Source organism: Kitasatospora sp. NPDC047058 (genome assembly GCF_040643935.1).
Taxonomy (GTDB): Bacteria; Actinomycetota; Actinomycetes; order Streptomycetales; family Streptomycetaceae; genus Kitasatospora.
Map to the genome: position 1 here is coordinate 1 of NZ_JBEYVJ010000252.1, position 10731 is coordinate 10731.

At 75.6% G+C, this 10731-nt stretch carries 9 protein-coding genes; 2 read left to right on the forward strand and 7 right to left on the reverse strand.

What is annotated here, in order from left to right:
* Positions 1-50: 50 nt before the first annotated feature.
* Positions 51-1643 carry an alpha/beta fold hydrolase gene (locus tag ABZ885_RS28280; RefSeq protein WP_360194411.1) on the reverse strand — a complete coding sequence of 531 codons (1593 nt, stop codon included), beginning with the start codon at positions 1641-1643 and terminating at the stop codon, positions 51-53.
* Positions 1640-2992: an alpha/beta fold hydrolase gene (locus ABZ885_RS28285; protein ID WP_360194414.1), complete on the reverse strand. Its 1353-nt coding sequence runs from the start codon at positions 2990-2992 to the stop codon at positions 1640-1642. The genes ABZ885_RS28280 and ABZ885_RS28285 overlap by 4 nt, the downstream gene beginning before the upstream one ends.
* A gap of 523 nt (positions 2993-3515) precedes the next feature.
* Here ABZ885_RS28285 and ABZ885_RS28290 point away from each other — a divergent pair.
* Positions 3516-4109: a GNAT family N-acetyltransferase gene (locus ABZ885_RS28290; protein WP_360194417.1), complete on the forward strand. Its 594-nt coding sequence runs from the start codon at positions 3516-3518 to the stop codon at positions 4107-4109.
* A gap of 69 nt (positions 4110-4178) precedes the next feature.
* On the opposite strand, the gene ABZ885_RS28295 is transcribed toward ABZ885_RS28290, so the two are convergent.
* The 3 genes from ABZ885_RS28295 to ABZ885_RS28305 all read right to left on the reverse strand — a co-directional run bounded on the left by ABZ885_RS28295 (position 4179) and on the right by ABZ885_RS28305 (position 6776).
* Positions 4179-4832: a GPP34 family phosphoprotein gene (locus tag ABZ885_RS28295; protein ID WP_360194420.1), complete on the reverse strand. Its 654-nt coding sequence runs from the start codon at positions 4830-4832 to the stop codon at positions 4179-4181.
* A gap of 175 nt (positions 4833-5007) precedes the next feature.
* Positions 5008-6324 carry a DUF3533 domain-containing protein gene (locus ABZ885_RS28300; RefSeq protein ID WP_360194423.1) on the reverse strand — a complete coding sequence of 439 codons (1317 nt, stop codon included), beginning with the start codon at positions 6322-6324 and terminating at the stop codon, positions 5008-5010.
* A 128-nt stretch (positions 6325-6452) separates the two neighbouring features.
* Positions 6453-6776 carry a DUF1330 domain-containing protein gene (locus tag ABZ885_RS28305; RefSeq protein WP_360194426.1) on the reverse strand — a complete coding sequence of 108 codons (324 nt, stop codon included), beginning with the start codon at positions 6774-6776 and terminating at the stop codon, positions 6453-6455.
* Between the two features lie 256 nt (positions 6777-7032).
* On the opposite strand from ABZ885_RS28305, the gene ABZ885_RS28310 reads away from it, so the two are divergent.
* The gene (locus ABZ885_RS28310; RefSeq protein WP_360194429.1) at positions 7033-8043 is read left to right on the forward strand and encodes an NADP-dependent oxidoreductase; all 1011 of its coding nucleotides are present in this window, start codon (positions 7033-7035) and stop codon (positions 8041-8043) included.
* A 25-nt stretch (positions 8044-8068) separates the two neighbouring features.
* On the opposite strand, the gene ABZ885_RS28315 is transcribed toward ABZ885_RS28310, so the two are convergent.
* Complete coding sequence (locus ABZ885_RS28315; protein ID WP_360194431.1) at positions 8069-9547, reverse strand: glutamate synthase subunit beta; 1479 nt, start codon at positions 9545-9547, stop codon at positions 8069-8071.
* 285 nt (positions 9548-9832) lie between these two features.
* Complete coding sequence (locus ABZ885_RS28320) at positions 9833-10588, reverse strand: alpha/beta hydrolase (RefSeq protein ID WP_360194434.1); 756 nt, start codon at positions 10586-10588, stop codon at positions 9833-9835.
* Positions 10589-10731: the final 143 nt, after the last annotated feature.

Consider the following 10731-nt stretch of genomic DNA (forward strand, 5'->3'; position numbering starts at 1 on the left):
CGGCGGGCCCGGAGGGACGGCGGGCCCGGGCGGACGGCGCCCGGGCGGCCCTACGGCGCGATCTCGAACGCGGGCGGCCGGAGACCGGCGAGGCAGCCCGTGTCCGGCGCGGTCGGACTGTTGAGGAACGAGCGGGTGATCCGCTGCGCGCACGCCGAGTCGGCGAAGACCACGTGGGCGACGTAGGGGACGGTGACCACGGTGGACCGGCTCAGCGTGCGGGCGGCGTACGGCCCGCTGCTCGGTGCGGTCTGGGCGTCGAACCCGCCGGACAGGACGAGGGACGGGACGTCGCTGCGCGTCACGTCCCGGATCGAGCGTGCCGCCGGGGGGACGTCCCAGGCCCGGCAGTCGTCGTGGAGGAAGGGCAGCGCCGGGGCGTTGACCAGCACCGACCTGGGGAACGACGGGAACAGCCGCTGCCCCGCCCGGGTCACCTCGTCCTGACTCTCGAACGGTGTCCACTCGCGGCAGAAGACGCCGTAGGCGAGCCCGTGGGACATCCGGCCCATGGCCGCCGGGCTGAGCTTGCCCCCCGCCCACTGCTCGGCGATCCGCTGCGGGTTGCCGTGGGCCAGCTCGTCGATGGAGCGGGGCACTCCGGCCGCCACATGGGTCGCGGAGACCAGCCAGTTCACCAGGACTCCGCCGTCCAGCACGACCTTCACCGGCGCCGGCTGGCCCGGGACCGTGACGGTGGTGGTGACCGGGCGGGCCTCCAGCTCGCTGACGAGGCGTTCGAAGGTGCCCTTCAGGTCCGGGTAGCGGGCGTTGCAGGCGGACTGCTCCGCGCAGGCCCTGAACAGGCCGTCGAAGCCCTCGCGGGCGGCCTTCCAGGTCACCGCTCCCCCGGCCAGGGACGGCGGCAGGACACCGTCGATGCCCACCGACCGGATGCCCTCCGGGTGTTGGCGCAGGTAGACGAGGGCCAGGTCGGTGCCGTAGGAGATGCCGAACACGTTCCACTGCCTGAGGCCCAGCGCGACGCGCAGGTCCGCGTAGTCGGCGGCGCTCTCGGTGCCGTCGTACGCGCTGAGGTCGGCCCCGCGGCTCAGCAACTGCTCGCGGCAGGTGCGGGTCGCCTCGACGTGCAGGCGCCCGGTCGACGGCGCACCGAAGACCAGGCCGAGGGCGCGGGCGTTGAACTCGTCGATGTTCGGGCAGGTGAGCGCCGGGTCGGCCGAGTAGGTCCCGCGCTGGGACATGAAGATCACGTCCCGGTCCTGGTTCAGGCCGCCGTCGAGCGCCAGCTGGATCTCGGAGTTGGCGTCGTCGCCGGGCCCGCCGGCGAACCACACGACCGGGTCGGGTGCCCGTTTCCTGGCCTCCGCCGGCACGATCGCGACGGCGAGGGTGATCCTCCGCCGGTCGGGCCGGGCGCGGTTCTCCGGCACGGTGAGCGTTCCGCAGCGGGCCTTCTCCAGGGCGGGGGTCGGGTCCGCCGTCCGCGGGCAGGGGCCCGGCTCGAAGCGGGCGTGGCCCACGGTCCGGGCGACGGTGCCGAGCGGCTCCCCGGCGCCGTCCGCGGCCTGGGCGGGCAGCGCGGCGAGGCCGGCCAGGAGGACACCGGCGGCGGTCCCGGCCAGCGTGGTCCGGAGCCGTCGCGAGGCGGGCCGGTGGTGGGGCGGGCGGACGGGCATCATGCGGTCTCCGGCTCAGGGGTGATGGTGAACGGCTTGGGTGCGAGTCCCGCCACGCAGGCGGTGTCGGGCGCGGTCGGACGGGCGAGGAAGGAGGCCAGGACGCTCGCCGCACAGGGCGACTGGGGCACCACGAAGTGGCCGATCCCGGGGACCTGCACGACGGTCGAACGGGACAGCGTCCGGGCGGTGTACGCACCCCAGCTCGCCCCGGTCTTCGCGTCGAAGGTTCCGGAGAGGACGAGCGCCGGCACGTTGCTGCGGGTGGCCACGCGCTGGACGGCGGTGCGGTCCGGGACGTTCCAGACGCGGCACACGTCGTGCTCGAAGGGGAGCTGCGGGGCCTGGGCCAGGACGGTGTCCGGCCATCCGGGGAAGGCCCGGCGGCCTGCCCGGAGCAGGTCGGACTCCGTGTATCCCGGTACCCATTCGCTGCAGGCCACCGACTGCGTCAGGCCGTGGGCGACCTCGCCGATGACGGGCGTCGCGCCGGCGGCCCGGGCGCTGGCGAAGCGCTCCGGGTTGCCGTGGGCGAGTTCGTCGAGCGCCGCGGGGACGTCGACGGCCTGGACGGCGTTGGCGACCAGGAGGTTCACCAGCGCACCGCCGTCGAGGACGACCTTCACCGGGTCCCCTCCGGCCGGCGGCCGGGCCGTCAGCGTCAGCGGGTGCGCCTCCAGCCGCCGGACCTGCTCGGTCAGGGTGCGCGGGAGGTCCGGGTAGCGGCTCCTGCAGCGGGGCTGGGCGGCGCACGCCGCGAAGACCGCGCCGATCCCCTCCCGGGCGCTGTCCCAGGTCCACGGCAGGCTCACGATCTGCGGCGGGACGACCGAGTCGATCGCCACCGAGCGGATCCCCTCGGGGTGCAGGCGCAGGTAGGTGAGGGCCAGCTCGGTGCCGTAGGAGTACCCGTAGACGTTCCACTCCTCGACGCCCAGCGCCCTGCGCAGGTCGGCGAAGTCGGCGGCGTTCTCGGTGGTGTTGTAGGCGCTCGGCTCGACGCCGTCGGCCGCCAGGCGGTCGCGGCACTCCCCGGCCGCGCGCACCAGGAGGCGTCCCGTCGACGGCGCGTCGTAGCGCAGCCCCACGGCGGTCGCACCGAAGCGGTCGATCTCCGGGCAGGCGAGGTTCGGCCGGGAGTGGAGCGTTCCGCGCTGGGCCATGACGATCAGCTCGCGGTCCCGGTTGACGCCGGAAGCGGTCAGGAAGGGGATGGTCCCGAACGCGTCGCCGCCGGGCCCCCCTTCCATGAACACCACCGGGTCCCCGGCCGGCTTCGCCGACGTGGCCGGGATGATCGCGACGGCCAGCCGGACGGTCCGCCCGCCGTGGCGGGCGCGGTTCTCGGGCACCTCCAGGACCCCGCACCGCCCGGGGACCGGCTCGGGCGTCGCCGGACACGGGCCGCTCACGAAGTGCGCCGCCGGTCCTGACCGGGGCTCATGGACGGGCGGTGACAGGGCACTGCCCGGCGTGGGGCCGGCCGCACCCAGGAGGGCCAGAGCGGCGACGACCGCCGCCCGGGTGCGCGCGCCCCGGAAGCACTGCCGCGCGTACCGGTACTGCGACGACCGTCTTCGGACGAGCCTGCCGATCCCGCGAACGGACGGCAGGCACCGCGGACTGATGCCCTGGTGCACCATGTGATCCCGTCTCTCCGGCGTCCCGGGCCGCCCCGTCCCGACGACGCCCTGTGGCTCCGCCGCCGCCGTACGGTCCGGCGGCGCTTGTGCCGCCAGCCTGCGTCCGGGGCAGGTCCGCCACCAGCGGTCGGCGCCACTCGGAGCAGCCCGGCATCACCCGGGGTCCCGCACCGCCGGCCCGGCCTGGTCCTGCAGGCGCAACCTTTCCCGCCGGCGTCTCGTTCGCCCCGTCGTGAAGTCCCTCGACACCCCCGGCGGCACCGCCGCACCGCCCCCGGTCCTGTACGTCCGCGCCGCCGTGCCCGGGGACGCCGAGCTGCTCGCGCGCTGGCGGCGGGAGGCGGCGGCCTGGGTGGCCCTGCGACACGGGAACGCGCAGTGGTCCGGCCCGGACCGGCCGGAGCGGCGGCTCAGGCTGATCGCCCGGGGTGCGACGGTGCTGGCCCAGCTCGAACCGGACGGTCCGGCGGTGGCCACCTGCACGGTCTGCCCCCGCGGCAGCCGGCGACGGTGGACGGACGAGGAGCGTGCCGTCCCGGCCCGTTACCTGCGCAAGAGCGCCGTCGACCGCGCCCACGCGGGCCGCGGCATCGGCCGCCTGCTGCACGAGTGGGCCGGTCACCGGGCGGCCGCCGCGGGCGCCGCCGTCCTGCGCCTGGACGCCCGCTCGGACAACCCCGGGCTACAGGGCTACTACCGCGACTGCGGCTGGCGGCACGTCAGGACGGTGCCGGGGATGGCCTCGGGGGCGCTCTTCGAGACGCCGGCGCTGCTCCGCCCCGGCCTGCCGGTCCTGGAGCTGGGCGAGATCCGGCTGCCGGGCTGACCGGAGCACGGCGCGGCGGCGGGCGGCGGGCGGCGGGCGGCGGGCGGGCGGCGACTCTCCGACGGGCCGTCAGCTGCCGCCCATGCCGCCCTGCCCCGCGACCATCGTCAGGTTCAGGCCGGTCACCGCCCGGGCCAGGCCGGGGGCCTCGGACGCCAGCCGGCCGGTGAACGCGGCTACCCGCCCGGCGTGGGCCCGCCGGTCGTGCCGGGACAGCACCAGCCGCAGGTGCCCGTGGGCGGCCAGCGCCGCCAGCACGGCGTCCCCGAACGGCGCCTCGGCCGCCGGCCCGTCGCCGCGGACCAGCTCCGCGATGCGCGCCTGGAGCTCCCGGGCCTCGCGCGGGTCGACCAGGGTCACCGCGCGCTGCGGCACGACCGGGCCGTAGGGATCGCGGTCCGCCACCGACACCACGCCGAGCACCGCCAGCCGCTGCTCGACGGCCTCCAGCGTGTCGTCCCTGCTCCGCCGGATCCACGCCTTCCAGGTGCGCGGCCGGGCGGCCAGTTCGGCGAGCAGCGTGTCGAGGACGGCGTCCCCGGTGGGCGCGTCCGTCACCACCGCGACCCGGCCGGCCGCGTCCTCGGCGGCGGCGCCCCGGTGGGCGAGCTCGGCCAGGGCGGCCGCGCGCAGCAGGTAACCGGCCCGGGTGCGGTCCTGCAGGGACTGCGCCCGGGTGTCGAAGGCCAGCAGGTAGGCGGCCAGATGCAGGGATCGGCTCATGTCCCCGACGATACGGCCCGCCGGCGCGCCCGCCATCAGCCCGCGGGACGGGCCCGCGCTCCGACCTCGGGACCACCCCGGGCGGGGGCCGTCCTCCCCCGGTCCGACGGGAGGCGCGGGCACCGTCCGGCCGGGGCGTCGGCCAGCCACAGGGGCGTCGGCCCGCTTCGGGGCGTCAGGCCGCTTCGGGGTGGAACCGGTGCAGCCCCTTGCGGTCGTAGTACGTGGTCATCGCGAAGCCGAAGACCAGCGCCGCGACCGTCCCGATCGCGATCATGGTCCAGGCCCGGGCCAGGCCCGCGTCGGCCTGCGCGTCGAAGTACAGGATCGCCCGGACGCCGTCGCTGAGCTGGCGCATCGGCTCGAACTCCGCCAGCCACCGGTAGAAGTCCGGCAGCGCGTACAGCGGGATGGTCGCCCCGGAGGACGGCAGCGAGAGCGCGATGAAGACGAACATGCTGATCAGCTGCCCGATGCCGCCGAACGCCGCGAGCAGCGCCTGCGCACCGAGCCCCACCGCCGAGGTGGCGCAGACCGAGAAGACCCAGAGCAGCGGCAGGTGCGAGGCGTCCATGCCCAGCACCACCACGGTCGCCAGCATCACCAGGCTGGAGGTCAGCAGCGACAGCCCGACCGACATCACCGAGGTGATGACCAGGGTCTGGGTGCGGCTGATCCGCACCAGCGGGCGCTGGGTGCGGATCGGCCCCACCTCGCTGGCCGCGTAGCCGAGCGCCACGTCGACGCCGTTGCCGATCACGTTGGCGCCCAGGAAGCCGCAGAGGACGAGCAGCAGCGTGTAGTAGAACGCCGTCAGGCCGAGGCCGCTGTGCGCGCCGATCGGGTGGCCGACGGTGACCTCGACCGTCACCGGGTCGGCCAGCTGGAGCGCCGCGGCGTTGGTCGCCCCGCCGCCGGCGGGCTGGCCCGGCTGCTGCGCCTGGGCCTGGGCCTGGGCCGTGAGGGTCTTGCCGAGCTGTACCGAGGCCTGCCGGGCGGCCGCCTGGGAGATCTGCGAGGCCAGTGAGGAGGCCAGGCTGCCGACCCCGGGGTTGGTCAGCACGGTCATCGTCGGCCGCGGCGGCGGCTGCGGTCCGGCCGGGGTGCCGAGGGCGGCGACGGCGGCCGTGAAGCCGGCCGGGACCTCCAGCGCGCCGGCCAGCTTGCCCTTGGACAGCAGATCGTCGGCCCCGGCCCGGTCGAGCAGCCGCCAGTTGACCTGGTCCCCCGGGTCCGGCGCGTCGGCGATGCCCTCGGTGATCTGCGCGCCGAGGTTCAGCTGCTGCCCGGCCACCACGGCCCCCTGGTCGGAGTTGATCAGGCCGATCGGCAGCCGGTGCAGGTCTCCGCGGGGGTTGACGATGCCGCCCATGTAGAGCAGCGAGAGCAGGAAGCCGACCGTGCAGATGATGATCGTCGGCGCCAGCCAGACCTTGGGGTTCCGCAGGACCTGCGAGGCCCGCACGCCGGCCTCGGGCCGGTTCGAAGTCATGGCTCTCCCGTGGACGTCGTTCGGTCGGCCCCCCGGCCCGAACGTAGCCGTCCGCCCGCGCCCCGCCATGGCGCCTCGCCCGCACCGCCGGCCGGGCAGACCCGGTCGGCGGTGCGGGATCGCGGCGGTCAGTGCTTCAGCGCGTCCGAGCCCCGGTAGCCCGCGGGCACGCCCTGGGCGAAGACCACGTCGGCCTTCATGTGCCGGGTGCGCAGCTCCAGGATCTCCTGGTAGGCGGGCGAGTCGTACCAGGCGCGCGCCTGCTCGCGGTCGGGGAACTCGATCACGATCAGGTCCTGGCCCCAGGAGCCCTCGACCGTCTCGACGCCGCCGCCGTGGACCAGGAAGCGCCCGCCGAAGGGCTCCAGGGTCGCGTCGACCCGCTCCAGGTACTCGACGATGTCCGGGCCGAACTCGACGGAGTGGACGTGCGCGAGAGCGTAGGCGGTCATGGTGTTCTTCCCCCTGTTTCGTTCCGGGCGCCGCCAAGTCGTTCCGGCTGCCCGGGTGTTCGGTCCGCCGGCCCGTTCCGGCGTGTCTCCGACAGTACCGGCCCGCGGGCGGGCCGGAATCAGTCAGGGATAGGTATCGGACATGGGTAGCGGCGGCGCGGGAACGACCGGTCGTCCTTCGCTCCCACCCCCTGGCGCGATGACTAAGCGCTTGCTTAGACTCACTCCGTCCGACGTCCAGCTCCCGGGAGCCGCCATGTTGTCCGCAGAGAACCGCCAGATCCGCCTCGCCCGGCGGCCCGAGGGCGAGGTCCGCCCCGAGGACTGGGAGCACGTCACCGAGGCGGCCGCCGCGCCCGGCGAGGGACAGTTCGCCGGCCGCACCCGCTTCATCTCGCTGGACCCGGCGATGCGCGGCTGGCTGGACGACCGCCCCTCCTACCTGCCGCCGGTCGGCCTCGGTGAGGTGATGCGGGCCGGCTCGGTGGTCGAGGTCACCGAGTCCAACCACCCCGGCTTCACGACGGGCGACCTGGTGGCCGGCACCTTCGGCGTCCAGGAGCACGTGGTCTCCGACGGCCGGGGCACGCTGAAGATCGACCCGTCCGAGGCCTCGCCGTCGACCTTCCTCGGCGCCCTCGGCATGCCCGGCATGACGGCCTACTTCGGGCTGCTGGACGTCGGCGCGCTCAAGGAGGGCGAGACGGTGGTGGTCTCCGGCGCCGCGGGCGCCGTGGGCACCATGGTCGGCCAGATCGCCAAGGCCAAGGGCTGCCGGGTCGTCGGCATCGCCGGCGGGGCCGAGAAGTGCGCCCTGCTGACCGGCGAACTCGGCTTCGACGCCGCGATCGACTACCGCACCGAGAACGTCAGGAAGGCGCTGCGCACCCACGCCCCGGACGGCATCGACGTCTACTTCGACAACGTCGGCGGCGAGATCCTGGACGCGGCGCTGGCCTGCCTGGCGATGCACGCCCGGGTGGTGGTCTGCGGCGCGATCAGCCAGTACAACGCCACCGACGGCGTGCAGGGCCCGTCGAACTACCTGTCGCTGCTGGTGCGCCGGGCCCGGATGGAGGGGTTCGTGGTCTTCGACTACGCGCCGCGCTTCACCGAGGCCGCCCGCGAGATCGGCGGCTGGATCGCCGACGGGCGGATCAAGGTACTGGAGCACGTGGTCCGGGGCACCGTGGACGACTTCCCGCAGACCCTGCAGATGCTCTTCCGGGGCGAGAACACCGGCAAGCTCGTCCTCGAACTGGTCTGAGCGCACCGCCCGCGGGCGGGCCGGCTCACGCGGTGAGCGGCCCGTCCGAGGGGCGCACCGGGGCCGGAAGGTCGGTGCTGCCGCGCAGGTAGCGGTCGACGGCGGCGGCCACCGCCCGGCCCTCGGCGATCGCCCAGACGATCAGCGACTGGCCGCGCCCGGCGTCGCCCGCGACGAACACGCCGTCCGCCCGCGCGGCGAAGTCCTCGTCGCGGGCCAGCCGGCCCTGCCGGTCGACGGCGAGGCCCAGCTGGCGGGCCACGCGGCACCGTCCGGGGCCGGAGAAGCCCAGCGCGAGCAGCGCCAGCTCGGCCGGGAGGGTCCGCTCCGTGCCCGGCCGGGGCCGGCGGTCGCCCGGCCGGGCCTCGGCGAACCGGACCGCCGCCAGCCGCCCGTCCGCGCCCGCCTCGAACCCCACCGTGGTCGCCGCGAACACCCGCGGCTCGGCCGCCGAACCGCCGGCCTCCTCGTGCGAGGTGGTCACCCGGTAGACCTTCGGGTGGACCGGCCAGGGCTGGCCGGCCGACCGGCGGTCGGGCGGCCGGGGGTTGATGTCGAACTGGGTGACGGCCGCGGCCCGCTGGCGCAGCGCCGTGCCCAGGCAGTCGGCGGCCGTGTCGCCGCCGCCGACGATCACCACGCTGCGGCCCTCGGCGGTCAGCGGGGAGACCGCGCGGTCGCCCTCGTCCACCCGGTTGGCCAGGGTCAGGTAGGTGATCGCCTGGTGGATGCCGGGCATCCGGCGTCCGGGCACCGGGAGGTCCCGGCAGGCCGTGGCGCCGACCGCGACCACCAGCGCGTCGCACCGGGCCCGCAGCTCGTCCGCGGGCACGTCGCGGCCGACCGCCACACCCGCACGGAACGTGGTGCCCTCGGCCCGCATCTGTTCGATCCGCCGGTCCAGGCGGTGCTTCTCCAGGCGGAACGGCGGGATGCCGTAGCGCAACAGCCCGCCGATCCGGTCGGCGCGCTCGTACACCGTGGTGGTGTGACCGGCCCGCGTCAGCTGCTGGGCGGCGGCCAGTCCGGCCGGGCCGGAGCCGACCACGGCCACCCGCCGGCCGGTCATCCGCTCCGGGGGCTGCGGCCGGTCGTCCCCGTCCTCCCAGGCCCGGTCGGCGATCGCCAGCTCCACGTTCTTGATCGTCACGGCGTCGGAGTCGATCGCCAGCACGCAGGCGCTCTCGCACGGGGCGGGGCAGAGCCGGCCGGTGAACTCGGGGAAGTTGTTGGTGGCCAGCAGGCGTGCGGCGGCCGAGTGCCAGCCGCCGCGGGCCACCAGCGTGTTCCAGTCCGGGATCAGGTTGCCCAGCGGGCAGGCCCGGTGGCAGAACGGGAGGCCGCAGTCCATGCACCGGGCCGCCTGGCCGCCGATCACCGGGAGCAGCGCACCCTCCCGGTAGACCTCGTGCCAGTCCCCCAGCCGCTCCTGCGGTGCCCGGCGCTCGCGCGGCCGCCGGGGCGTGGTGAAGAAGGCCATGCGGTCGGCCTGGGGATCAGCCATCGCGGTCTCCGGCAGGACGTGCCAAAGCGGGCCACGGTGACGGCGCCGTACCGCGACCGTGCCGCCGCAGCCGTACGCCGCGACCGACCCGGTGTGGCCCACCGGTGTGGCCCACCCGGCGCGCCCGCGGACTGCGCGCCACCGTGTGGCCACGGTACGCCTGCGAACCGCCCGGCGGGAGGGGGTACCGGCGGGCGGTCTCGCGGCGGTAGTCCCGTGCGGGCGGTCACTCGGTGGCGAGGGCGGCGTGCGGGGCGTGCGCAGGGGCGTGCGCGAGGGGCCCCGTCAGGCCCGGAGGAAGGCCTCCAGGGCGGTGGCGAAGGCCACCGGTACCTCGTGCATCGGGTAGTGCCCGGCGTTGGCGAGCACCTCCAGCTCCGCGTTCGGGTAGGTGGCCAGCCAGGTGCCGCGCATCACCTCGGCGGACAGGGCCGGGTCGTGCTCGCCGACGAACACCTTGACCGGGAGGGTGCTGCCGGCCACCTCGGCCGAGAAGTCCCGGGTGCTCCAGTCCGCCAGGTAGGCCGCCACCGCCTCCGGCCGGGAGCCGGCCACCGACCGGGCCGTCATCGCGTCCAGCCAGCGGGCGCAGGCGCGGTTCCCGGTGACCAGGTCCAGGATGGCCCGGCGGTTGGCGGCGTGCTCCGCCGCGCCGTGGAACAGGTCGTACGCGTCGCCCTCCAGCGGGTAGGCGCTCGCCGGGACGGGGGCCACCCCGGCCAGCCGGCTCACCCGGCCCGGCGCCTCCGCGAGCACGCGCTGCGCCGCCTTGGCGCCCATCGAGTGCCCGACCAGCGCGAACTCGGCCCAGCCCAGCCGGTCGGCGAGCGCGAGCGTGTCCGAGGCGATCTCGTCGACGGTGAACTCGCCCTCAACGTCCCGGCGTTCGCCGTAGCCTCGATAGTCGAGGAGAGCGTAGGTGAAGGCTTCCGGGTCGAGGTGGTCGAGGAACTGGCCCCAGTCGGCGCTGGTGCAGAGCCAGTCGTGCAGGACGAGGACCTTGCACGCGCCGGTTCCGATGGTGCGGTGACGGATCGTCATGAACGGCTCCCTTGGCGTGGACGACGGCGGTTACCTTCCCGCCGGCCCCGGTGCTACTCCCGCTGTCCGTGCTGGTGCCGCGCCTCGCGGCGGCGGTGCGGCCACAGGGCCAGGCCGAGGCCGCCGGCGGCGGCCGCCAGGCC

Coding starts and splice junctions, on each gene's coding strand:
- ABZ885_RS28315 (WP_360194431.1), bottom strand. CDS start 9,547: ATGGCTGATCCCCAGGCCGACCGCATGGCCTTCTTCACCACGCCCCGG.
- ABZ885_RS28310 (WP_360194429.1), top strand. CDS start 7,033: ATGTTGTCCGCAGAGAACCGCCAGATCCGCCTCGCCCGGCGGCCCGAG.
- ABZ885_RS28320 (WP_360194434.1), bottom strand. CDS start 10,588: ATGACGATCCGTCACCGCACCATCGGAACCGGCGCGTGCAAGGTCCTC.
- ABZ885_RS28300 (WP_360194423.1), bottom strand. CDS start 6,324: ATGACTTCGAACCGGCCCGAGGCCGGCGTGCGGGCCTCGCAGGTCCTG.
- ABZ885_RS28295 (WP_360194420.1), bottom strand. CDS start 4,832: ATGAGCCGATCCCTGCATCTGGCCGCCTACCTGCTGGCCTTCGACACC.
- ABZ885_RS28305 (WP_360194426.1), bottom strand. CDS start 6,776: ATGACCGCCTACGCTCTCGCGCACGTCCACTCCGTCGAGTTCGGCCCG.
- ABZ885_RS28280 (WP_360194411.1), bottom strand. CDS start 1,643: ATGATGCCCGTCCGCCCGCCCCACCACCGGCCCGCCTCGCGACGGCTC.